The sequence below is a fragment of the Streptomyces sp. NPDC031274 genome (genome assembly GCF_055570235.1).
In genome coordinates this window covers 42,892-64,034 of the sequence record NZ_JBVIHP010000014.1, presented here as the reverse complement: position 1 = coordinate 64,034, position 21,143 = coordinate 42,892, and the positions used below count along the sequence as shown (strand labels likewise).

General features: G+C 69.1%; 22 protein-coding genes and 1 pseudogene. 12 read left to right on the top strand and 11 right to left on the bottom strand.

What is annotated here, in order from left to right:
- The first annotated feature begins 33 nt into the window (after nucleotides 1-33).
- Nucleotides 34-354, top strand: coding sequence for a DMT family transporter (locus ACZ5CR_RS22680; RefSeq protein WP_160505255.1), 321 nt, complete (start codon nucleotides 34-36; stop codon nucleotides 352-354).
- Nucleotides 355-422: 68 nt separating this feature from the next.
- Here the strand turns inward: ACZ5CR_RS22680 and ACZ5CR_RS22675 are convergent, their stop codons facing one another.
- Nucleotides 423-2,975: a transglycosylase domain-containing protein gene (locus ACZ5CR_RS22675; RefSeq protein WP_468860074.1), complete on the bottom strand. Its 2,553-nt coding sequence runs from the start codon at nucleotides 2,973-2,975 to the stop codon at nucleotides 423-425.
- A gap of 241 nt (nucleotides 2,976-3,216) precedes the next feature.
- Between ACZ5CR_RS22675 and ACZ5CR_RS22670 the strand changes: the two genes are divergently transcribed.
- The 4 genes from ACZ5CR_RS22670 to ACZ5CR_RS22655 all read left to right on the top strand — a co-directional run bounded on the left by ACZ5CR_RS22670 (nucleotide 3,217) and on the right by ACZ5CR_RS22655 (nucleotide 6,628).
- Nucleotides 3,217-4,038: an ABC transporter permease gene (locus ACZ5CR_RS22670; RefSeq protein ID WP_468860073.1), complete on the top strand. Its 822-nt coding sequence runs from the start codon at nucleotides 3,217-3,219 to the stop codon at nucleotides 4,036-4,038.
- Between the two features lie 79 nt (nucleotides 4,039-4,117).
- Nucleotides 4,118-4,921 carry an ABC transporter permease gene (locus ACZ5CR_RS22665; RefSeq protein ID WP_468860323.1) on the top strand — a complete coding sequence of 268 codons (804 nt, stop codon included), beginning with the start codon at nucleotides 4,118-4,120 and terminating at the stop codon, nucleotides 4,919-4,921.
- A 6-nt stretch (nucleotides 4,922-4,927) separates the two neighbouring features.
- The gene (locus tag ACZ5CR_RS22660; protein WP_468860071.1) at nucleotides 4,928-5,893 is read left to right on the top strand and encodes an ABC transporter ATP-binding protein; all 966 of its coding nucleotides are present in this window, start codon (nucleotides 4,928-4,930) and stop codon (nucleotides 5,891-5,893) included.
- A 9-nt stretch (nucleotides 5,894-5,902) separates the two neighbouring features.
- Entirely contained in the window at nucleotides 5,903-6,628 is a 726-nt protein-coding gene (locus ACZ5CR_RS22655; protein WP_468860069.1) for a DUF1707 SHOCT-like domain-containing protein, read from the top strand.
- A gap of 135 nt (nucleotides 6,629-6,763) precedes the next feature.
- On the opposite strand, the gene ACZ5CR_RS22650 is transcribed toward ACZ5CR_RS22655, so the two are convergent.
- The gene (locus ACZ5CR_RS22650; protein ID WP_468860067.1) at nucleotides 6,764-8,086 is read right to left on the bottom strand and encodes an SGNH/GDSL hydrolase family protein; all 1,323 of its coding nucleotides are present in this window, start codon (nucleotides 8,084-8,086) and stop codon (nucleotides 6,764-6,766) included.
- A gap of 435 nt (nucleotides 8,087-8,521) precedes the next feature.
- Between ACZ5CR_RS22650 and ACZ5CR_RS22645 the strand changes: the two genes are divergently transcribed.
- The 3 genes from ACZ5CR_RS22645 to ACZ5CR_RS22635 all read left to right on the top strand — a co-directional run bounded on the left by ACZ5CR_RS22645 (nucleotide 8,522) and on the right by ACZ5CR_RS22635 (nucleotide 11,546).
- Nucleotides 8,522-9,733, top strand: coding sequence for a DUF445 domain-containing protein (locus tag ACZ5CR_RS22645; protein WP_468860321.1), 1,212 nt, complete (start codon nucleotides 8,522-8,524; stop codon nucleotides 9,731-9,733).
- 249 nt (nucleotides 9,734-9,982) lie between these two features.
- Entirely contained in the window at nucleotides 9,983-10,927 is a 945-nt protein-coding gene (locus ACZ5CR_RS22640) for a GlxA family transcriptional regulator (RefSeq protein WP_468860319.1), read from the top strand.
- Between the two features lie 157 nt (nucleotides 10,928-11,084).
- Entirely contained in the window at nucleotides 11,085-11,546 is a 462-nt protein-coding gene (locus tag ACZ5CR_RS22635; protein WP_468860065.1) for a hypothetical protein, read from the top strand.
- Nucleotides 11,547-11,664: 118 nt separating this feature from the next.
- Here the strand turns inward: ACZ5CR_RS22635 and ACZ5CR_RS22630 are convergent, their stop codons facing one another.
- A complete protein-coding gene (locus ACZ5CR_RS22630; RefSeq protein WP_468860063.1) occupies nucleotides 11,665-11,994 on the bottom strand; it encodes a hypothetical protein in 330 nt (109 codons plus the stop codon).
- Between the two features lie 242 nt (nucleotides 11,995-12,236).
- On the opposite strand from ACZ5CR_RS22630, the gene ACZ5CR_RS22625 reads away from it, so the two are divergent.
- The 3 genes from ACZ5CR_RS22625 to ACZ5CR_RS22615 all read left to right on the top strand — a co-directional run bounded on the left by ACZ5CR_RS22625 (nucleotide 12,237) and on the right by ACZ5CR_RS22615 (nucleotide 14,536).
- Entirely contained in the window at nucleotides 12,237-13,493 is a 1,257-nt protein-coding gene (locus ACZ5CR_RS22625) for an FAD-dependent oxidoreductase (protein ID WP_468860061.1), read from the top strand.
- A 105-nt stretch (nucleotides 13,494-13,598) separates the two neighbouring features.
- Nucleotides 13,599-13,904, top strand: a complete 306-nt coding sequence (locus tag ACZ5CR_RS22620) for a hypothetical protein (protein ID WP_468860059.1) — start codon at nucleotides 13,599-13,601, stop codon at nucleotides 13,902-13,904.
- A gap of 395 nt (nucleotides 13,905-14,299) precedes the next feature.
- The gene (locus ACZ5CR_RS22615) at nucleotides 14,300-14,536 is read left to right on the top strand and encodes a hypothetical protein (protein ID WP_468860057.1); all 237 of its coding nucleotides are present in this window, start codon (nucleotides 14,300-14,302) and stop codon (nucleotides 14,534-14,536) included.
- Between the two features lie 349 nt (nucleotides 14,537-14,885).
- On the opposite strand, the gene ACZ5CR_RS22610 is transcribed toward ACZ5CR_RS22615, so the two are convergent.
- The 7 genes and pseudogenes from ACZ5CR_RS22610 to ACZ5CR_RS22580 form a co-directional block, all read right to left on the bottom strand.
- Nucleotides 14,886-15,005, bottom strand: a complete 120-nt coding sequence (locus tag ACZ5CR_RS22610; protein WP_468860055.1) for a DUF397 domain-containing protein — start codon at nucleotides 15,003-15,005, stop codon at nucleotides 14,886-14,888.
- Between the two features lie 49 nt (nucleotides 15,006-15,054).
- Nucleotides 15,055-15,246, bottom strand: a pseudogene (locus tag ACZ5CR_RS22605) (DUF1998 domain-containing protein); the annotation flags it as partial.
- A 200-nt stretch (nucleotides 15,247-15,446) separates the two neighbouring features.
- Nucleotides 15,447-15,959 (bottom strand): nucleoside deaminase, encoded by a 513-nt coding sequence (locus ACZ5CR_RS22600; protein WP_468860053.1) that lies wholly within the window; start codon nucleotides 15,957-15,959, stop codon nucleotides 15,447-15,449.
- Nucleotides 15,960-15,986: 27 nt separating this feature from the next.
- Nucleotides 15,987-16,508, bottom strand: coding sequence for a hypothetical protein (locus ACZ5CR_RS22595; RefSeq protein ID WP_468860051.1), 522 nt, complete (start codon nucleotides 16,506-16,508; stop codon nucleotides 15,987-15,989).
- Nucleotides 16,505-18,238, bottom strand: coding sequence for a hypothetical protein (locus tag ACZ5CR_RS22590; RefSeq protein WP_468860049.1), 1,734 nt, complete (start codon nucleotides 18,236-18,238; stop codon nucleotides 16,505-16,507). Before ACZ5CR_RS22590 ends, ACZ5CR_RS22595 begins: the two co-directional genes overlap by 4 nt.
- A gap of 96 nt (nucleotides 18,239-18,334) precedes the next feature.
- On the bottom strand, nucleotides 18,335-18,553 hold the full coding sequence (locus tag ACZ5CR_RS22585; RefSeq protein ID WP_468860047.1) for a DUF397 domain-containing protein: 219 nt from the start codon (nucleotides 18,551-18,553) through the stop codon (nucleotides 18,335-18,337).
- Complete coding sequence (locus tag ACZ5CR_RS22580; protein ID WP_468860045.1) at nucleotides 18,550-19,398, bottom strand: helix-turn-helix domain-containing protein; 849 nt, start codon at nucleotides 19,396-19,398, stop codon at nucleotides 18,550-18,552. The genes ACZ5CR_RS22585 and ACZ5CR_RS22580 overlap by 4 nt, the downstream gene beginning before the upstream one ends.
- A gap of 318 nt (nucleotides 19,399-19,716) precedes the next feature.
- Here ACZ5CR_RS22580 and ACZ5CR_RS22575 point away from each other — a divergent pair, with 318 nt between their 5' ends.
- Nucleotides 19,717-20,247, top strand: coding sequence for an ATP-binding protein (locus ACZ5CR_RS22575; RefSeq protein WP_468860043.1), 531 nt, complete (start codon nucleotides 19,717-19,719; stop codon nucleotides 20,245-20,247).
- Here ACZ5CR_RS22575 and ACZ5CR_RS22570 read toward each other — a convergent pair.
- Entirely contained in the window at nucleotides 20,220-20,993 is a 774-nt protein-coding gene (locus ACZ5CR_RS22570; RefSeq protein ID WP_468860041.1) for an HNH endonuclease, read from the bottom strand. The two genes, ACZ5CR_RS22575 and ACZ5CR_RS22570, sit on opposite strands and share 28 nt — an antisense overlap.
- Between the last annotated feature and the right edge of the window lie 150 nt (nucleotides 20,994-21,143).

Genomic DNA, 21,143 nt, shown 5'->3' with positions numbered 1-21,143 from the left:
GATCTCGCGTCTCTACGTGTCGGAGGTGCCGTCGTGGCCTGGGTTCTGTTGATCGTCGCCGGTCTGCTCGAAGTGGGCTGGTCGATCGGGATGAAGTTCACCGAGGGGTTCACCCGGCTGTGGCCGAGCGTGTTCACCGGCCTCGGGATCGTCGCGAGCATGATGCTGCTCTCGCACGCCGCCAAGACGCTGCCCATCGGTACGGCGTACGGCGTGTGGGTCGGCATCGGCGCTGCCGGTGCGGCGGTGGTCGGGATGATGGTCCTCGGTGAGCCTGCCACCGCCGCCCGGATCTTCTTCGTGGTGCTGCTGCTCGTCGCCGTCGTGGGCCTGAAGGCGACCTCGGGGCACTAGTACCGGAAGGGCACTGGTACCTACCGGAAGGGCGCCAGTGCCAGAAGGGTCCTAGTGCCAGAAGGGCCCTACTCGAAGCCCTCGCCCTTCCTCCTCGCCGCCGCGTTGTCCGGAAAGCCGCCCACGGCCCCCTCGGCGACGCCCGTCCCGCCGTCGACGGTGGCGCCGCCGTCCGTCTGGCCGCCCTGGGCGGTGCCCGGGTCGGTGGGGGTGCCTCCGTCGGTCGCTCCGCCGTCGACGGTGGCACCGCCGTCCGTCTGGCCCTGCGTCTGCCCTTGGTCCTGCCCCTGCGTCTGGCCCTGGTCCTGGCCTTGGGTCTGCCCTTGGTCCTGGCCCTGCGTCTGGCCCTGGTCCTGACCCTGGGTCTGGCCCTGGTCCTGGCCCGGCGTCTCGCTGCCGCCGCCGGTGGCCGCTCCGCCGGTCGCCGGGTCCTCCTCGACGCCCGAGGGGTCCGGGATCTCCGGTACGTCGGAGCCTTCCTCCACGTCCAGGTCGAAGTCCGTGACCGGCTCGTCCTCCAGGGCCGTCCTGGTGAACTGCGCCCAGATCTGCGCCGGGTAGGCGCCGCCGTTGATGCGGGGCTGGCCGAGCGCCCCGTACAGCGGGGTGTGCGCGCCGGTGTCCGGGTTCTGGCCCATTACGGAGACGACGGTGGCGAGCTCGGGGGTGTAGCCCGCGAACCAGGCCGCCTTGTCCTCCTCCGCGGTGCCGGTCTTGCCCGCCGCCGGGCGGCCCGCGGCCTGCGCGGCCGTGCCGGTGCCGCCGTCGACGACGCTCTGCAGGACGGACGTGGTGGTGTCGGCGGCCTCGCGGCTGACGGCCTGCGCGGTGGTCGGCTCCGGCAGTTCGACCGCCTGGCCGCTCTTGGTGACCTTCTTGACCATCGAGTACGTGGGCTTCTTGCCGTGGTTGGCGAGCGTCGCGTACGCCTCCGTCATGTCAAGGACGGAGGCCGTGGACGGGCCGAGCGCGATGGAGGGGGACGCGGTCAGGTCGGGGGTGCTCTTCGGGACGCCGAGGGACACCGCCGTGTCCTTGACCTTGTCCGAGCCGACGTCGACGGCCATCTGCGCGTAGACCGAGTTGACGGACTTGTCGGTGGCGGTGCTCACGGGGATGTTGCCGTAGTTGACGTCGTCCTCGTTCTCGGGGGCGTACGTGCCGCCGTCCCAGCCCTGCACGGGGCGCTTGTTGGTGCCGTCGTAGATCGTGTTCGGGGTGATCGTGCGGCCGTCCTGGGTGACCGAGCCGTTCTCCACGGCCGAGGTGAAGACGAACGGCTTGAAGGTGGAGCCCACCTGGTAGTCGCGGCGCGTGGCGTTGTTGACGTACTGCTTGGTGTAGTCGATGCCGCCGTACATGGCGACGACCTCGCCGGTCTTCGGGTCGATCGAGGCGCCGCCGGCCCGCACGTTGCGGTCGACCTTGCGGGCGTCCTTGTCGACCTTGGACATCACCTGGTCGTCGACGGCCTCCTTGAAGGCGTCCTGACGGTTCTTCTGGAGGGTGGTGGTGATGCGGTAGCCGCCCTTGGCCAGGGTGTCCTCGTCGACGATCTTGTTGGACGTCAGATAGTCCTCGACGGCCTGTACGAGGTACCCGCGCTGCCCGGAGAGGCCGGAGGAGCCCTTGGCCTCCTTGGGCGCGGGGAACGTGGCCTTGGCCCGGTCGGCGGCGCTGAGCCACCTCTGCTTGACCATGCCGTCCAGGACGTAGTTCCAGCGGCCCTCGGCGCGCTTCTTGTTCTCCGGGTGGGTCGCGATGTCGTACGCGTTGGGGGAGTTGAGGAGTGTCGCCAGATAGGCGCCCTGTGCGGTGGTGAGCTTCTTGACGTCCTTGCCGAAGTACGCCTGGGCCGCGGCCTGCACGCCGTACGCGTTGCGCCCGAAGTAGCTGGTGTTCAGATATCCGGCGAGGATGTCGTCCTTGCTCACCTCGCGGTCCAGCTTGATGGAGATGAAGAATTCTTTGGCCTTGCGGGTGACCGTCTGCTCCTGGCCCAGGTAGTAGTTCTTCACGAACTGCTGGGTGATCGTCGAACCGGACTGCTTTCCCTTGCCGGTGACGGTGTTGTAGGCGGCGCGGATCATCGCCTTGGGGTCGACCGCGGACTCGCTGTAGAAGTCCCGGTCCTCGGCGGCGAGCGCCGCGTGCTGGACCTCCTTGGGGATCTGGCTCAGCGGTACGTTCTCGCGGTTGACCTCGCCGTCGCGGGCCAGCTGGGTGCCGTCGGCGTAGAGGTAGACGTTGCTCTGCGCGGTGGCCGCCGCGTTGGCCGGGGGGATGTCGACGATCATGTAGCCCGCGGCGAAGCCGCCGACGAGGAGCAGGATCAGCAGGACGAACCCGCCGAGCACCATGCGCCAGGTGGGGAAGATCCGCCGCCAGCCCTTGCGCTTGGGGCGTTTCGTCTTCTTGCCCTTCTTGTCCTTCTTGCCGGTGCCATCGGCGCCGTCGATGCCGTCGGCACCGGTCGCTCCTTCTGCGGCGCCTCCCGAGGCGCCGGCGGCGTTCGCCGATGCGCCGGCCGGTGTGGAGGCCGGGGGATCCACGGGTTCGCGGGGCGCCCAGCCCTCGGGCTCTTTGCCACCCGGCTGCTGCGGCTCGTCGCTGCTGCTCATGTCTCGTGGAACTCCCGGTTCGCGTCGTACGTCACGTACGCCTCGTACGACCCATTGCACACTGTCGCTTCCTGCGTTCCCCACCAGGCACGCGCCGCGCACGGAAAATGCCTGGCACGAGCGATGACGACCGCACTAGGCTCCGTCTCTTTGGCCCGTACCCGGCCCCTACCTGGCCCGGCTCACGGCAAGGCTCACGTCAAGGCTCTCGTAAAGAACGTAAAGACTCTCGTTAAAGGGGATGCGTGTGCGTACAGGACGGTTCCGCTTGTACGCGGCCGTCGCCCGAGGAGGCTTCCGGCGGTACGCCACCTATAGGACGGCCACCCTGGCGGGGGTGTTCACCAACACGGTCTTCGGGCTGATCCTCGCCTACACCTACATCGCGCTCTGGGACGAGCGTCCCGGGCTCGGCGGCTACGACCAGGCGCAGGCACTGACGTTCGTATGGCTGGGGCAGGCGCTGCTCACGGTGATGGCCCTGATGGGCGGTGGCTTCGAGGGCGAGCTGATCGAGCGGATCCGCACCGGGGACATCGCCGTCGACCTCTACCGGCCCGCCGACCTGCAGCTCTGGTGGCTGGCGACCGACCTGGGCAGGACCCTGTTCCAGCTCCTGGGGCGTGGTGTCGTGCCGATGGTGTTCGGGGCTCTCCTCTTCGACCTGGCCCTGCCCACCGAACCGCTGCGCTGGCTGGCGTTCCTGCTCGCCGTCTTCCTCGGCGCGCTCGTCAGCTTCGCGATCCGCTTCCTGGTGGCGCTCTCCGCGTTCTGGCTGATGGACGGCGCGGGCACCACCCAGGTGGCGATGCTCGCGGGCACCTTCTTCTCCGGGATGCTGCTCCCGCTGAACGTCTTCCCGGGCGCCCTCGGCGAGCTCGCCCGCGCGCTGCCCTGGTCGGCGCTGCTCCAGGTGCCCGTCGACGTGTTCCTCGGCAAGCACACGGGCGTGGACCTGCTGTGGACGTACGCCTTCCAGATCGGCTGGGCGGCGGCGCTGCTCACGACCGGGCGGCTGCTCCAGGCCGTGGCCACGCGACGGGTGGTGGTCCAGGGTGGGTGACGTGAAGGAGGCGCGGTACGGCCTCGCGCGGGCGCGGCGGAACAGACTTACGCGGGCGCGGCGGCACGGCCTTGCGCAGGTGCGCGACGGCCTTCGGGCCTACCGGCTGATCTCCGGGATGTGGATCCGCTCCCTGATGGCCTACCGCCTGTCGTTCGTGATGACCGCGGTCGGCAACCTCGCGGTGACGGCGTTCGACTTCGTGGCGATCCTGCTGATGTTCTCGCAGGTGGACCGGCTCGGTGGCTATTCGCTCTCCGAGGTCGCTTTCCTCTACGGCACCACCTGCACGTCGTTCGGGTTCGCCGACCTCGCCCTGGGGTCCATGGACCGCCTGGGCAAGCGGGTGCGTGACGGCACGCTCGACACGCTCCTGGTGCGGCCCGCCCCGGTGATCGCGCAGGTCGCCGCCGACCGCTTCGGCCTGCACCGGCTCGGGCGCGTGACGCAGGGCGCGCTGGTCCTCGCGTACTCGCTCGTGGTCCTGGACATCGGCTGGACCCCGCTGAAGGTCCTGATGGTCCCGCTGATGCTGCTCTGCGGCGCGGGCATCTTCGCGGCCGTGTTCGTGGGGGGCGCGGCCTTCCAGTTCGCGGCGCGGGACGCGGCCGAGGTGCAGAACGCGTTCACGTACGGCGGCACCACGCTGCTCCAGTTCCCGCCGACCGTCTTCGCCAAGGACCTGGTGCGCGGCGCCACCTTCATCCTGCCGCTGGCCTTCGTGAACTGGATCCCCGCGCTGTACGTCCTCGGGCGGCCCTACCCGCTCGACCTGCCGACATGGGTGGCGTTCACGCCGCCCCTCGTGGCTGTCGCCCTTCTCGCGCTCGCGGGCCTCGCCTGGCGCACGGGACTCCGTTCGTACCGCAGCACAGGGAGCTGAACTGCCGTGGGACCAGACCTCATTGAGCTCGACGGCGTCGAGAAGGTCTTCGACGTACGCAAGAAGACCGGTTTCATGCGGCGCGAGAAGCACGAGGTGCGTGCCGTCGACGGCATCAGCTTCACCGTGCCGCGCGGCGAGATGGTCGGCTACATCGGCCCGAACGGCGCGGGCAAGTCGACGACGATCAAGATGCTGACGGGCATCCTGACGCCGAGCGGCGGCCGGTTGCGGGTCGCGGGCATCGACCCGTCCCGCGAGCGCACCCGCCTCGCGCGGCGCATCGGCGTGGTCTTCGGCCAGCGCACCACCCTGTGGTGGGACCTGCCGCTGATCGACTCGTACCGCCTGATGCACCGCATGTACCGGATCCCGGACGCCCGCTTCAAGGAGAACCTCGACCGGTGTGTCGAACTCCTGGAGCTGGCAGAGCTGTTGGACGTCCCTGTACGGCAGCTCTCGCTCGGCCAGCGGATGCGCGGGGACATCGCGGCGGCGCTCCTGCACGACCCGGAGGTGCTCTACCTGGACGAGCCGACGATCGGCCTCGACGTGATCAGCAAGGCCAAAGTCCGGGGATTCCTGCGGGACTTGAACGCCGAGGCGGGCACGACGGTCCTGCTCACCACGCATGACCTGACCGACATCGAGCAGCTCTGCAAGCGGGTGATGGTCATCGACCACGGGCGTCTGATGTACGACGGTGCCCTTGCCGGTCTGCACGAGGTGGGGGAGAGCGAGCGGACCCTGGTCGTGGATCTGGAGCGCGAACTTCCGCCCATCGAGGTGGAGTCGGCGCGGGTGGTGAAGGTGGAGGGGCCGCGGCAGTGGCTCGCCTTCCCGGCGGCGGAGTCGGCAGCTCCGCTTGTCGCCCGGGTCGCGGAGCGGTATCCGATGGTCGACCTCTCGGTCAGGGAACCCGACATCGAGGCGGTCATCGCCAAGATGTACGCGGACAAGACGAACTCGTAGGCTGCTCATATGACCGACGAGCAGCCTCATCTCCCCGATCTCCGGGCCGCCGACGCCGACCGCGAACGCGTCGCCGAACGACTCCGTGACGCGGTGGCCGAGGGCCGCCTGGACATGGAGGAGTTCGAGGAGCGCCTGGACGCGACGTACAAGGCGCGTACGTACGGCGAGTTGGAGCCGATCACGCGGGATCTGCCGCAGGCGGGCGCCAAGATCTCCATGGTGAAGGCCTCGGTGAGCGACGACCCCGCCGCCATCGACTGGTCCGAGCGGATGGTGAGCGGCGAACCGACGTCGAAGCTCGGCTTCGCCTTCTGGGGCGGTTTCAGCCGCAAGGGCGGCTGGGTGGTCGGTCGGCAGTTCGACGGGGTCGCGGTGTGGGGCGGCGGCGAGATCGACCTGCGCGAGGCGCGGTTCACGGAGCGCGACGTGGAGATCCGCTGCTGGACCCTCATGGGAGGCATGCAGGTCATCGTGCCGCCCGAGATGACCGTCGTGGTCAAGGGCTTCGGCTTCATGGGCGGCTTCGACGACGAGGCGACCGGCGAGGGAACGCCCGGCTCGCCCCGCGTGGTCGTCAAGGGCTTCGCCCTGATGGGCGGCGTCGGCGTGGACCGCAAGATCCGCAAGGTCGAGAAGCTGCGCCTGAAGGAGGAGCGGCGCCGCGATCGTCTGGAGCGGCGCGAGGAGCGGCGCGAGCTGCAGATGCGCAGGCGCGGGGAGCAGCGGGGCTGAGGCTCTCGCGGGCTGCGGGCTGCGGGCTGCGGGCTGCGGGCTGCGGGCTGCGGGCCGCAGGCCCCAGGCTGGCGGGCTCGGGGGCTCGGGGGCTCGGTCCGTGGACGGAGCCCCCTGGCAGGGCTTTGAGCGCCCCTACAGCTCGGCGGCCGCGGAGCCCCGCAGCTGCGTCACGTTGAACGTGTCCGCCATCTTCAGGTAGCCCGAGTCGCTCGGGTGCAGATGGTCGCCCGAGTCGTACTGGGCACGCAGCTTGCGCGGGTCGTACGGATCGCGCAGCGCCTTGTCGAAGTCGACGAACTCGTCGAAGACCTTGCCGCCACGGATCTGCTCGTTCACGGCCTGGCGCACGTTCTCAAGCGAGGGCTCGTACCCCCGGTGGCCGCCGAACGGCATCAGGGTCGCCCCGACGACCCGCAGCCCGCGCGTGTGCGCCTGCCGGGTCAGCTCCCGCAGTCCTTCGACGATGCGGTCGGGGTTGTTCTGGTGCGGATTGCGCAGGATGTCGTTGACGCCGAGCGCGACGACGACGGCCTTGACGCCCGTCCGGTCCAGGACGTCGCGGTCGAAGCGGGAGAGCCCGCTCGGGTTGTCCGCGGGCGACCCGTTCCCGTCCGAGAGGACGCGGTTGCCGCTGATGCCCTCGTTCACGACGCCGTAGCGCGGGGCGCCCGAATCGGTGCGCAGGCGGGCGGCGAGGCCGTCGGTCCAGCGGGCGTTGGCGCCCATCGTGGAGGAGATGCCGTCGGTGAGCGAGTCACCGAAGACGACGACGGTGCCGTCCGACTCGTGGCTCAGGACGTCCACGGCCGACAGGTAGCGCCAGGAGGTGCTCTGCTGGTTGTACGCGGTGCCGTTCGGGTCTTCCGTACGGTCGCCCTCGGCGACGTAGCTGACCTGGCGGGCGTGCGGGTGGAAGGTGACGGGACCTGAAGCGGTCGGTGAGAACGTCGAGACCAGGAGGTCGCTGTCGTGCGGCACGCGCAGCCGGACCGCGTCGCTCATCACCTGCTGGCCCGCGGGGATCACCACGGACGTGTTGCCGTTGAAGTTCAGGCGGCGCAGGGTGCCGGGGGCCGCGGCCGGGTTGTTCGCCCCGAGGGCGACGGCGATGGAGGCGTGGGTGATGCTCAGCGGCTGCTTGCCGTACAGGTTCGACAGGGTGATGCGGGTGCTCTCGCCGCCGACGCTGGTGTGCACGACGTTGCGGATGGACCGGCCCGCGAAGCCGTTGCGGTGCGTGTTCGGTTCGGCCGCCGCGGGGGATGCCGCCCAGGAGCCGACCCAGGTGCCGGAGGACGCGGGCGCGGCAGAGTTGCGCGGGCCGCGTGGCCCCGCGCTGATGTTGTCCTGAGATCCGTCGTCGGTGCCTGAAACACCGAGGTATATGGCGGCGGAAATCACCACTATTACCGCGAGCACCGCGGCAAGCAGGGCATAACCGTGACGCTTGGTCATGCGGGCTGTGTCTCCTCGAGCAGGGGGAGCCCGAGGCTCCGATGTGATCACCCCATGATGCGTCATGGGCCGTGAGGCGGCCGACACTGCCCCCCTCCGCCTCTTCAGACGCCGGGAACTTGTGGTCCGTTCCAGGAGTCGGTCAGGAAGAGAACGGCAAGGGGGGCGGGAAGGGAGCGGGAAGGGAGCAGGAAGGGAAGCGGAGAGCCGGGGACAATAGGGGTGAGGGCGACGTGAACCACGCGAACGGGCCAGGTGGAGTGAGTGGAACGTAGGAATCGATCAGTTCCGGCGGGCGAGGCGCGTGACGCAGCTCATGGTGCCGCTCATGGCGTCGCCCATGACGAGGCTCACACGGAGCCGGCGTCCGGCACGGGCGGCGGCGGCTTCACGTACAGCCCCGCCGACGAGGAGAAGCGGCGCGGTGTCCGCCGGATGAAGATCACCGCGACGGGCCTCCTCGTCTTCGTCGCGCTCGTCTACGTGCTCGCCAAGTGGGCGCAGAACTCCGGCGCGGGCGCCTGGGCGGGCTATGTGGCCGCGGCGGCCGAGGCGGGCATGGTCGGCGCGCTCGCCGACTGGTTCGCGGTGACGGCGCTCTTCCGCCACCCGCTGGGCCTGCCCATCCCGCACACGGCGATCATCCCGAACAAAAAGGATCAACTGGGCGTCTCCCTGGGCGAATTCGTCGGTGAGAACTTTCTCTCGTCCGATGTCGTACGGGACCGCCTGCGTGCCGTGGGTATCGGCAGCCGTCTCGGCACCTGGCTCGCGGACCCCGAACACGCCGACCGGGTGACGGCGGAACTGGCGACGGCGCTGCGCGGCGCCCTCACGGTCCTGCGCGACTCGCACGTCCAGGCGGTCGTCGGCGAGGCCATCACGCGCCGGGCCGACACCCAGGAGATCGCGCCGGGCATCGGGAAGATGCTGGAGAAGGTCGTCGCGGACGGCGGCCACAAGCGCGTCGTCGACCTCGTCTGCGCACGCGCCCACGACTGGCTGGTGGAGCACGACGAGTCGGTCATGGACGCGGTGCAGGGCGGCGCCCCCGGCTGGACCCCGCGGTTCGTCGACAAGAAGGTCGGCGAGCGCGTCTACAAGGAGCTGCTCCGCTTCCTCGCCGAGATGCGGGACATGCCCGAGCACCCCGCGCGCGGTGCCGTGGACCGCTTCCTCGCCGACTTCGCCGCCGACCTCCAGTCCGACCCGGACACCCGTGAGCGAGTGGAGCGCCTCAAGCGGGAGGTCCTGGGCCGCGGCGAGGTGCAGGACCTGATCGCCTCCGCCTGGTCCGCCGTACGCCAGATGATCGTGGCCGCCGCCGAGGACGAGCGCAGCGAGCTGCGCCTGCGGGTGCGGGCCGCGCTGCTCTCGCTCGGCTCGCGGATGGCGACGGACGGACGGCTCCAGCAGAAGGTGGACGGCTGGATCGAGGGCGCCGCGGTGTACGTGGTGACGACGTACCGGAACGAGATCACCTCCCTGATCACCGACACGGTCGCGGGCTGGGACGCCGAGCACACCTCGAAGAAGATCGAGGCGCACATCGGCAGGGACCTGCAGTTCATCCGGATCAACGGCACGGTGGTGGGGGCGCTGGCGGGGCTGGCGATCTATACGGTGTCGCATGCGCTGGGGGGCTGATTCTCAGCCCGTCCGGGGGTCTTTCAGCCCGTCCGGCGTTTGAGGACGAACTCGGCGAAGCCGGTGATGACGGCAACCAGGGCCCCCGCGCCGAGCGGGTTTTCGGGAAGGGGCGGGGTCGGGGAAAGGAGAACCGCAGTGACCAAGCGCCAGGTGACCAAAAGCCAGGTGGCCAAGCGCGAGGTGACCAAGCGCGAGGTGACCAAGCCTCACGCCGTCGCGGTCCTGATCCGCGACGGCGTACTCCCCATGGAGCTGGGCCTGGTCCACCAGCTCTTCGGCAACGCGCGCGCCCCCTCCACCGGAGAGCCCCTCTACGACCTCCGCACCTGCGCCCTCACCCCCGGCATGATCCGCACGGACGCGGACTTCCCCGTCTACGCCGAGCACGGCCCCGAGGCGGTGGCGGGCGCGGACACGGTCATCGTCCCGGCCTCGCACGAACAGGACGAGTCGCTGACGCCGGGCGGCGGCCTCCCGCCCGCCCTCGCGAAGACGCTCAAGTCCGCCACGGACGTCGGTGCCCGTACCGCCTCCATCTGCACAGGCGCCTTCGTCCTGGCGGCAGCGGGCCTCCTGGACGGTCGCAGGGCGACTACGCACTGGCTCTCGGCGGACCTCTTCGCCCGTACGTTCCCGGCGGTGACGGTCGACCCTGACGTCCTGTACGTGGACGAGGGCCCGGTCCTCACCTCCGCGGGCGAGGCCGCGGGCATCGACCTCTGCCTGCACATGATCCGGGGCGATCACGGCTCGGCGGTGGCGGCCGACGTGGCCCGCCGCACCGTCGTACCCCCGCACCGCGAGGGCGGCCAGGCCCAGTACATCCGGCGCCCGGTGGCGGAGCCCCGCCTGACGTCGACGGGCCGGGCCCGCGAGTGGGCCCGGACGCGCCTGTCCGAGCCCCTGACGCTCGCGGAGATGGCCGCCCAGGAATCCATGAGCGTGCGCACCTTCAGCCGCCGCTTCCGCGAGGAGACGGGCCTGACGCCGATGCAGTGGCTGACCCAGCGCCGCGTGGACCGGGCCCGCGAGCTCCTTGAGGAGACGGACCGCACGGTCGACCGCATCGCGGCGGAGGCGGGCTTCGGCACGGGCGCGTCGCTGAGGCAGCACTTCCAGGCGGGGCTCGGGGTGTCGCCGGGGTCGTACCGGACGACGTTCAGGGGCACAGGGGGCGCGCGGCCGGTCTGAGCGGCCCCAGCGGTCCCAGCGGTCTGAGTACGCGTACTCTGTCGCGCCCCACGGCGAAGTCGACAGGGTCGTACCCATGACGGCAAAGTCGATGAACATGAGCACGCGCACGAGTCTGCGAATAAGCCCGCGCATGTATCCCCGCATGAACCCGCGCATGAGCCCGCGCCATGAACTGAGCCCCATAAACCCGCGGAACCTGCTGTGGTCCCTGCCCGACAGCCCGCCCCTGCGGCGCTGGGTGACGCGCGCGCTCGGCGCGGGCCTCGCGGCAGCGGCGTACCTCCTCTGTCTGCCCTGGGACCTGCGCAACCGCCCCGAGACGCCCGGCGCGATCGACGAGACGTCACCGGTGACGGCGCTCGGCATCACCGCCCTGGCCGTCACGATGCTGGCCCTGGCGGCCTACTTCGGCTTCCGTGACCGTCTCGGCTGGGCGCTGCTGCTTGTGGCGGGCCCTCCGGCGACGCTGATGTACGTCTCGTTCGACAGCCACCCGGAGCCGGACGCGGCGGTGTGGCCGCTGGCGTGGGGGGCCTTCGCCCTGGTGATGGGGGCGGGGGTCCTCGCGGTGGCGGGATTCGCGCGCCTGTTCAGGGACAGCGGGAGCGAGGCCTGAACCGAGGCGCGGAGCCGGTGGGGCCGTCGGACGGAGCCGGTCCGGTCGCGCCGTCGGACGGAACAGGTGAGGTCGGACGGATGATCCGATGGGGTGAGGTCAGACGGAGCGGGTGAGGTCAGACGGAGCGGGTGAGGTCGTCCGACGCCCGGCGGCGATCGGCGAGCGCCCAGGAGGCAAGCCCCACGCCCCCCGCGACCCCGAAGACCGCGGGCCAGGCCCCGACCTTCTTGGCGAGCGGATGCGACCCGGCGAAGGCGGCGACGTACGTGGCACTGAGCGCGACGGCGGTCCTGCCGCCCGCGCTCTGCCGCCACTGCTGCGCGGCAGCGGCCCCCGCGGCGGCGAGGACGAGCCCACCCAGCGGCCGCTTCTTGGTCCACCGGGCGATGGCGAACCCTCCGACGAGCCCACTGGCGGCCACTGCCCCTGCCGGTACCTTCGCCATGCCTGCGCCTCCGCTTTCCGTTTCCACGGTTTCTTCCACTGGTGTCTTCCACCGGCGTCTTCCACCGGCTTCGCTTCCAGCCGATACGCCCTCAATGCGCCCTCAATGCGCCTTCGACCCGAGGCTAACGCGCCAGGAAAGCCTTGCGGCGAGGGGGTCTGCGCCACGTAGGTTGGGGCGGGTGTGCGCTGCGCATCCGCGGCGCGCTCGAAGGCGCTGCCGACGAGGGACCGATAGTAGAGATGACCGCGCGAACCACTGCCCGCACCCGAACAGCCCTGGTCATCGGGGGTGGCATCGCAGGCCCGGTGGCGGCGATGGCCCTGCACAAGGCGGGCATTGAGGCGACGGTGTACGAGGCGTACGACGACTCCGTTTCGAAGGAACGGAGTTCCCGCTCCGGCGGCGGCATGACGGTCGCCCCGAACGGCCTGCAGGCGCTGGAGGCGATCGACGCGGCGGAGGCGGTGCGCGCCATCGGCACCCCGGTGACCGCCCTGGGCCTGCGCAGCTGGACGGGCAGGCACCTGGCCCGACTCGCCCCGCCCGCCGACCTCCCCACCACCCGCTTCGTCTGGCGCACGGAGCTGCAAGAGGCGCTCGCGGCGGAGGCGACGCGCCGCGGGATAACGCTCCACAGGGGCAAGCGCCTCCTGGACGCGACCGACACGGGCACGGGAGTGACGGCCCGCTTCTCGGACGGTTCGCTGGCGAGGGCGGACGTCCTGATCGGCGCGGACGGCCTGCACTCGACGGTACGTTCCTTGATCGACCCGTCGACTCCGAAGCCGCACTACGCGGGAATGCTGACGTTCTCGGCAAGCGTGCCAAAGGCGACGGACCTCCCCTCGACGGAGGGGGTGCTGTACATGTGCTTCGGCAAGAAGGCGTACTTCGCCTACCAGATCCTGGACGACGGTTCGGCGGTCTGGTCGGCGAACCTGCCGCACCGCGAGCCGATGACGCCGACCGAGACGCAGGCGGTGGGCGCGGCGGAGTGGCTGAAGCGCCTGAGGGAGGCGTTCACGGACGACCGGACCCCGGCATCGGACCTACTGGCGGCCACGCTCCCACCGGACCTGGTCATCACAGGGCCTACAGAAACGATGCCTCCCCTCCGCGCCTGGAGCAGGGGCCGCATGATCCTGATCGGGGACGCGGCCCACGCGACGCCCCCGGCATCGGGCCAGGGCGCGTCGCTCGCTTCGGAGAGCGCGGTAGAACTGGCGCGCTGCCTGCGGGACTTGCCCCCCGGCAAGGCTTTCAAGGCGTACGAGTCCCTGCGCCGCCCCCGAGTGGACCGCATCCTGAAACACGCCACGGCAACCCCCACCGCGACCTCCGCGGCGGCCCGCACGGCCACCCCGAAACCGGCGGGCCCGCTGAGCCGCGCCTTGCGGGACGCGGTGCTGCCGATGGTGACGAAGGTGGGCGAGGGCGCGGTGTGGGGGGCGTGGCAGTTCGAACACCGGATTGATTGGGACGAGCGGGTCGGGTAGGGCGGGCTGTACGGGTGAAATGCACCCGGGAGGGTCTGTGTGGTCCGGGAAGAGGGGAAACCTGGACAAACGCCATGATCATCACACATACCTGAAAGGGACCCCATGCGTATTCGTACCGCCTTGGCTGCCACTGCTCTCGCCGCCGCGGCCGTGATGGGCGCCAGCGGCACCGCCCTCGCCCACGACGACTACGACCAGGGCTCGGAAGGCAGCGTCGCCTTCGAGAACCTCGGCGGCCCCGCCGGGATCACCGAGGGCGCCGGTCACTTCGCAGGCGGCCACGACGACGACGGCCACGACGGGGACTGGAAGGCAGGCTTCGCCTTCGAGAACCTCGGCGGCGCGGCCGGCATCACCCACGGCGCCGGCTACGCCGCGGGCGGCTTCGACGGCCACCCTGGCGAGTAACCACTGACGCACCTGTCCGAAGGGGGCCCGCGACGAGCGGGCCCTTTTCGTTTGCGCGGGTGCGGTTGAGCGCCGGGCTCCTGCGCATCGGTTCCGGGCCAGGTCGCCGAACGCGCGGGCTACGCAGGTCGTCCGATGGAGCGGTAGTCCCAACAGCCGCCCGACGATCCCCTCTTCGGACTCCACTCGGCTGCGTAGTCGGGCCCGTCCCATACCGTTCGGATCCACCGCACTCATGCTCCGAACAGGAAGGACCAGGCGCGACAAGCCTGACGGAGTGTCCGGCGGGCGACGTGCTCGGCGAAGCGGCATCGGGTGCAGCCGCGCGGTCGGGTACGGACTGTCGGCAAGGGGTACGAGGAGGGCACCCCGACCCTCCAATAGGGAGCGCCAGAATGACAACGTCTGCTCCGGATTGTGTCGTGCTCGACATCCCGCAGGGGCTGCGGCTGGATCTGTTGGGCCTCGTCGTCGAAGTCGGCCAGGTCCGGATCGTCGCCGACCGGGACGGTCTGCTCGGCAGCCTCATCGCCTCGTTGACGTGTGGTGGTGGCACGGCCGCTGCGCGCAGCCTGGAGGCCATGGCACAGATGCTGCGAGCCCAAGAAGAACCTGCCGACTCCGCCGCCTAGCCGTAGGAAGCGGATGGCTTACGGGCAGAGCTGTCATCGAACTTGCCGCACCGCGAGCCGATGACGTCGGCGGAGGCGCAGGGCGGGCGCCGGAGGTGGCTGAAGCGCCTGGGAGGCCTTCGCGGACGACCGAACCCAGCGCCGGAACTCCAGGCATTGACGCTCCCGGAGGGCCTCGTCATCACCGGCCCCACGGAGACGATGCCCAGGACGCTCGGTGGCCTCCGTAATGCAGAAAAGTCCCATCCCCTGCTCGCCCTGCTCGGCGTGTCGCGGGACTTTCGTGCAAACCACTGGGCTAGGGCCACGCTGGGTGAGGTTGGCCGAGCAGGTTCCAGGATTCCCGGGGTCAGGGGCGAGGTATGTCTCGTATGGATGCGACGAATCCGGCCCAGGCGCGCGGTTCAACGGCGAGCCGATCGGGGTCGGAGCACTTGGAGTCACGGACAAGCACTTCGTGCTCAGACACCGCCACCTCGACGCACTCGGTCCCGGAGCCGCCACTGTAGGAGGACTTGAAGCGGGTCTGCGCTGCACCACTCCGCCCGACGCAAGGCCGAGAGGAACGAGGTGGACAGGGAGTCGGGTTCGCCCTGGACGACCAGCCCTCCGAGGCTGCCCTCCGAGTCGCTGGTTGCCGTGTAGATCAGGACGCCCGCCATGGGGGCGGTTGAGTAGAGATGTTCTCTGAGCGAGGCGGCCGGGTACCCCGGCGAGTACCCACTGACGCACCTGTCCTGGGCTGCGCCTTTTGGGTGCGGGGCCGGGACCCTGGGCGCTGAACGCCGAGTGCCACCCCTCAGGGGGCCCGCCAGGAGCGGGCCCCCTGAGGCGCGTTGCCGTGCGGGACGCGGCGCTGCCGACAGTGTTTGCGGGCTGACTGGCTTGCTGGGGGTCCTGCCCCGTGGTGTCAGAGCTTCGGCTCCACGGGAGACGGCAGGCCCTCCGCCCACTCGCCGAGAGCGGCCGCGGCAGTGGACCGCAGGTCGCCCTGTACGGGCACCTCGGCCAGCAGACGGCGCTCTGCGTTGGGGAGAGCCAACTCCCGGTAGAACTGCAGGTCTTCGAAGCCGTTGACGGCGACATCGTGACTGGTCGCGGCGTATACGAGGCGGGGGACCCGAGCCCAGTAGCAGGCGGTGAGGCACATCGGGCAGGGCTCGCTGCTCGCGTACATCACGGCGTCCTCCATGAGGTGCCGCCCGAGCCGCTTGCCCGCGTCGCGCAGCGCCATGACCTCCGCGTGTGCGGTCGGGTCCTGGAGCTCGACCACGGAGCTGGTGCCCGTGCCCACGACCTCGCCCTCCACCACCACGAGAGCGCCGAAAGGAGTCTTCCCTTCGTCTTCCAGGGAGTGCCGTGAGATGGCGATGGCCTGCTCCAGGAACTTGTGGTCCTGCTCGGTCTCAGGTGCGTAAGGCAACGGAATCTCTCCCTCGCGTCGTACGTGTCACATGTGGACCGACGGGTCCGAATCGCTGAACGGTCCGTCCAGGTTCACGTCGTAACCGGTCAGAGGTGTTGTCGCACCGGGGCTTGAGATGGTCCGCAGGACCTGTGCGGTGCGCGGCGCATCCCACCAGCGGCCCTCTTCCTGGACGTCGACCATATCCGGTACGGATGCACCGGATTCGCTTCCTTCGATGATGAGCCGCTCGATGTGAGGGGAGGGCGCCTGGAGGAGCGCGCCGGATGCTGCGAGCCGGTGGTTCCACTGCTCGAAGGACCGCGTCATGTCCGGGCCCCCGGGCCCGTCGCTGACGGCGGCCGGAAGATTGTGCAGCAGGACGCGGGTGATGCGCAGCGAAGTGCCCCGACGTAACTGGGCGTTGAAGAGGGCTTCGTCGACTGCGTTACGGAGGGGGAGCCGTCCGGGAAGCAGCCACTCCAGACCGCACTGGACGACGAGGGCAGCCTGCACGCCGGTTCCGCCGACGCGGTTGATGGCCGTGGCCCACTCCTCATAGTTCACGAGGTGCTCCCGGCATGAGCGCCGACGAGTTGGAGAACACGTAATCCGGTGACGACGGACTCCAGTGGGTCATTGAGGCCCGCAGTGCCGGGTAGGACGCGACGCGCGAGACCGGCCGCTGCGTCCAGCGCAGGTGCGGACAGCCCACTGAGGAAGGCACGGAGTTCGGGATCCGGATCTCGGTGAGTGAGGGGCGCCAGCCGGGCGGCTATGGCGAGGACCATGGCAGCGGGACGGCCATGAGGTGCACTGCGAGGAGCGGGCGTATGGATGACTGACCGCTCCCGGCGCAGCTGGGCCTGCTCCCAGGGCGAGTCGGAACCGTCGCTGCGCACCATGAGGGTGAGCAGAGCCTTCTGCGCATCCGCAGCGGTGTCGAACCATCGGTGGCTGGCGAACGTCCGTAGATAAGCGCCGAGGAGCTGTGGATCCGGCGTGAACTCGGGCCGGATGAGCTCGGCGGGATGCTCGGCCCGCACATCGCGCAGGGTAGCGAGGGCATTGACGGAGACGAGACCCCAGAAGCGATCGAACTCGGCAACACCGCTGAAGAGTTCACGGGACCGACGAGCCTCGGTAGTACCGGCGGGTGGACCGCTGGTGTTGCCGTAGAGGACAGCCCGAGTCTCGCTCAACACGGACGCGCCGTCCCAGTAGTTCCCCATGAACTTCCGCCCGGTGAGGAACTGGTGGATCCCATAGAAGGCCCCGGCCTGGTCCGAACCATGGAACTCGGTGAAATCCTGAGCCCAGAGCAGCATGGCCAACGGGCTCTCGAAGACGGATCCCATGTCGGCGGAACTCCTCACGGACACCGGATCGGGATCGGCCTGCCGGAGAATGAGCCGACGGCTGTCGACGGACATGGCGACGAGCTCGCGGGCGGCACGTTTGTCGGCGATGCCGCGCTGGGACATCAGCGTGGCGGTGCTGCCGAGCCAGGCGAGATAGCGACTTGCCTCACCGAGCGCGACGGCGGGATCGGGCAGTGTACGAACGCGACGTATCAAGGATTCGAGGATCGACTCCGCACACCCGACCACGACGACGGGATCGGTGCCGCGCACGAGAGCGGCGCGGCAGAGTCGGTGGAGGACTTCCAGATGGAGAGCGGCAACGTCCTCGCTCGCGGGCGCGGGGACTTGGGCGCTTGTGAGCTGAAGTACGAGATTGCGAATGCCGTTGGGGTCGTTGCCACTGATGACTTGATCGAGGGCGCCGAGGTAGGAGGCGACAACGGGATCGTCGCTGAGTTCCTGATCCTCATGGCCGGGGGTGGCTTGCCGCGCCCGGAGTTCGGCGATCCCGAGCCCCAGGGTGCGCCGCAGCAGCCGATTGCGCCCGCCGATGCTGGCAAGCCCGAAGAGCCGGGCAAAGGAGAAGATGCCGAAGCAATTGGCGAGGAGGAAGAGCAGCGCTCCATAGGTCGTACTCCGCTCACTCTGCCCAAGAAGCCCGCCTGCGGTGAACATGGCAGCGATCCACCCGGCCAACACCCACTCGCGGAAGGCGATATGGCTGTCTATGGCTCGGAGGGAGGGCCAAGAACTGGCGGCGGAAAAGGAGAGCGCGAAGATGACTGCTTCGCCGGTGAGGAGCGTGGCGAAGAAGGCGATGGTGAACTGGGTGGCATCAATGGCATCGTCCCGCCCGACGGGCCACTGCCACGCCACACCGCCGAGCACGAGGGCTCCGAGTGCGAGTGCTGCGCGCCGCCGCGTGTGCCCCATGCCCCCGTCTGCCCCTGCTTCTTGAGCCGGTCCTGTGCGAGTAACTGTGCCAGGGGGTACGGGGGTTGCCAAGCAATGCCCGGAGGGTCGGACGAGTCAGGGGCGAGGTATGTCTCGTATGGATGCGACGAATCCGGCCCAAGCGTGCGGACCGACGACGAACTGCATGTCGCCTGGGCGCTTTGAGTCGCGTATGAAGACGTGGGTACTCACAACAGCGACCTCTACGCACTCGGTCTCATTGGATCCGCTGTAAGTGGACTTGAACCACGCCGAGTCATCGACGGCGTGGCAGTCGGGACCGCTGCTGATCATTGAATCTCCTCGCGAATCTGGCGGATGAGGGCGGAAGACGCACCCATGCCCAACGCTTGTGCGCGGAGATAGTCGAACGCAAGTCGGTATCTGTCCAGCTCCTCGTCCTTCTCTATGAAGATCGATCCGACGTGGAGATCCACATAGACGACGTCGAGGGTCGTCTCCTGACCACCCAGGATCACGAAGCTGCCGAGGGCGGCGCCATGCGCACCCTGAGAGAAGGGGAGCACTTGGAGCGTGACATGAGGAGATTCGTTGGCTCGCAGCAGCTGGTCCAGCTGGTCGCGCATGACGTCGGGGGAGCCGACGACTCGACGGATAACGGACTCATCGAGGATGGCCCATAGGCGAGGCGGCTTCGGCCGGTTGAGGATCTCCTGGCGCTTCATGCGGATATCGACGAGACGCTCGATGTCCTCCGGGGTGCGCTCTATCTCGTTCGCCAGCTGCAGGGCAGTGGAGTAGGCGCGGGTCTGGAGCAGCCCAGGAACGTAGACGCAGGAGAAGTGATCCTCGCGGACAGCCTCGTCTTCGAGGGTGAGCAGCAGATTCATGCTCTCCGGGATGGAATCCGCGAAGGACCTCCACCAGCCTTGCTGCTTGGCATCTTTGGCCAGCCCAATGAGGGCATCCTGCTCGGCGCTGGTGGCGTCGTACTCGCGGCAAAGAGCTTCAACGACAAGCCATTTGACGGGGCCTTCGCGTGTCTCGTACCGGCTGACGGTCGCCTTGGATACGCCGACGCGCAGACCGGCCTCTTCCAGAGTCAGCCCCTTACGGATTCGGAGCTTGCGCAGGGTTGCGCCTAGCTGGCGGCGGCGGGTGGTGGCCCTCGCTGGCACGTCGGTTACCTCCTTGGCGGCGCGGGCGCCGTGCTCGCTGGCCGCAATCAGGCTATGCAGTCCGGAAGTTGATGCTCCACCAGATTCACTCGATGGATTCTCGTGAGAAGTTACATGGCGAGACTTCTCACTGCCATACTCGAGCCACGAAGGCTACGCAGCGTCGCCGCTCGGTTGCGGTGGGCGCAGCGCTGACGTGGCCAGAGAGGGAGTCTCGCCATGTCCTTCTGTAAAGAGAACGCGCGTCAGCTGCGGTGTGTCCTGCCGTTCGAGGCGGTGCCGGAGGAGCTAGGGCTGTTGCGGTAGACGGTCCGGTGCATGCTCGGGCGGTGGGGCGCTGGAGCCGTCGCCGACGAGGTCGAGCTGGCTGTCACTGAGCTGGCGACGAACATCATCAAGCACGTGGGGGAAGGGGTGCCCGCGACCCTCGTCCTAGAGCCGAAGGAAGGCCGGCTCCGGGTGGAGCTCCACGACAAGAGCCACACTGTGCCGATGGTGAGGGTTGAGGGCTGCGACGAGGAATGTGGTCGAGGCCTTCATCTGCTCGCTGCGATGAGTCTGGATTGGGGCACTCTGCTCACTGCCACGGGAAAGGCCGTGTGGTGCGAGATCTCGTTGGAGCCGGCGCGTCACTGCGTGAGAGTCCAGCGGGCGACGGCGGTGCTCGACGAGTACCAGAAACTTTCCGGTACCAGTTCGGCGGCTTTCCCTGCATACGCGATGTTGGAGGCGTCGGTCACCGATGTCATTGCTGACCTGCTGCACTGGCTCGCAGTGCAAGGCAGTGACCCGGATGAAGTGCTTGATCGAGCGCAGGCCCGTTACGAGGCGGAGGTCGAGGCGGCGTGAAAGGCGTCCGTTTCGGATCCCCGGATCATCGCCCGCAGCGCGTCGGGAGTACGCCAGGATTCACCGCGGAAGCTCTTGTGGCACATGCGGTGGCAGTTGGCGCACAGAAAGGCGAGGTCGTCGAGCTTGGTCTCGGTTGGCCCGGAAACGTGGAGAGGCAGGGTGTGGTGAACCTCGATGTAATCCTCACCCACGGCGCCGTAGAAACGCTTGAAGTCAAAGGAGCACACCACGCACTGGATGGCCTGACCTCGACGGCGGGCTTGCTGGATCTTGCGGTTGCGCAGACCGCGATCGCGCTCCCGGTACAGCGCCCACCGAGTCAGGAGCCGCCCCTCGCGTGCCGTTGTCTCCCCGTCATCGCCAGCTTCATCGGGCTGGGGCGGTATTCGGTGGAGCTCCCCGGATCCGATACCCAGGCGGATCGCTTCGGCGGTGGCCATCATCTCCGCCGGGTGAGCCAGAAAGTCACTGACGACCGCTCGTGTCGGGCGGCCGCCCCTCGTGGCGGCACCCGCATAGCTGGGGTGGGCAGTCGCAATGTCGGTGGTCTTGCGGCTGACGCTGTTGGGCGACCGGAACCGGGGGTCACTGGCAGCGGAGTCCTGGTTGGTCGGGAGAGACCGAAGCAGGTCGGACAGTTCGAGCACATCTGCGTCGCCTTGGCGCAGCTCGTGCCAGTCGTTCTGCATGACGAGTGCGCAGGCCAGCAGCAGCTCGTCCCGGGTCCAGTCGATGCGCGCCATGAGGCATATCGTATGAGTGTTCGGCGTGCCGGAGGAGGCGTTCAGCGAACAGTGGAACGTACTGCAAACTTGGTCGGGTCTCGTTGTCAGTGGGGTCTGTCACCCTCTGTGATGGTGGTGCGCGCAGAGTGCCCGCCGCTGCACATCTGT

Coding starts and splice junctions, on each gene's coding strand:
- ACZ5CR_RS22675 (WP_468860074.1), bottom strand. CDS start 2,975: ATGAGCAGCAGCGACGAGCCGCAGCAGCCGGGTGGCAAAGAGCCCGAG.
- ACZ5CR_RS22670 (WP_468860073.1), top strand. CDS start 3,217: ATGCGTGTGCGTACAGGACGGTTCCGCTTGTACGCGGCCGTCGCCCGA.
- ACZ5CR_RS22655 (WP_468860069.1), top strand. CDS start 5,903: ATGACCGACGAGCAGCCTCATCTCCCCGATCTCCGGGCCGCCGACGCC.
- ACZ5CR_RS22650 (WP_468860067.1), bottom strand. CDS start 8,086: ATGACCAAGCGTCACGGTTATGCCCTGCTTGCCGCGGTGCTCGCGGTA.
- ACZ5CR_RS22645 (WP_468860321.1), top strand. CDS start 8,522: ATGAAGATCACCGCGACGGGCCTCCTCGTCTTCGTCGCGCTCGTCTAC.
- ACZ5CR_RS22640 (WP_468860319.1), top strand. CDS start 9,983: ATGGAGCTGGGCCTGGTCCACCAGCTCTTCGGCAACGCGCGCGCCCCC.
- ACZ5CR_RS22635 (WP_468860065.1), top strand. CDS start 11,085: ATGAGCCCGCGCCATGAACTGAGCCCCATAAACCCGCGGAACCTGCTG.
- ACZ5CR_RS22630 (WP_468860063.1), bottom strand. CDS start 11,994: ATGGCGAAGGTACCGGCAGGGGCAGTGGCCGCCAGTGGGCTCGTCGGA.
- ACZ5CR_RS22625 (WP_468860061.1), top strand. CDS start 12,237: ATGACCGCGCGAACCACTGCCCGCACCCGAACAGCCCTGGTCATCGGG.
- ACZ5CR_RS22620 (WP_468860059.1), top strand. CDS start 13,599: ATGCGTATTCGTACCGCCTTGGCTGCCACTGCTCTCGCCGCCGCGGCC.
- ACZ5CR_RS22615 (WP_468860057.1), top strand. CDS start 14,300: ATGACAACGTCTGCTCCGGATTGTGTCGTGCTCGACATCCCGCAGGGG.
- ACZ5CR_RS22590 (WP_468860049.1), bottom strand. CDS start 18,238: ATGGGGCACACGCGGCGGCGCGCAGCACTCGCACTCGGAGCCCTCGTG.
- ACZ5CR_RS22585 (WP_468860047.1), bottom strand. CDS start 18,553: ATGATCAGCAGCGGTCCCGACTGCCACGCCGTCGATGACTCGGCGTGG.
- ACZ5CR_RS22575 (WP_468860043.1), top strand. CDS start 19,717: ATGCTCGGGCGGTGGGGCGCTGGAGCCGTCGCCGACGAGGTCGAGCTG.
- ACZ5CR_RS22570 (WP_468860041.1), bottom strand. CDS start 20,993: ATGGCGCGCATCGACTGGACCCGGGACGAGCTGCTGCTGGCCTGCGCA.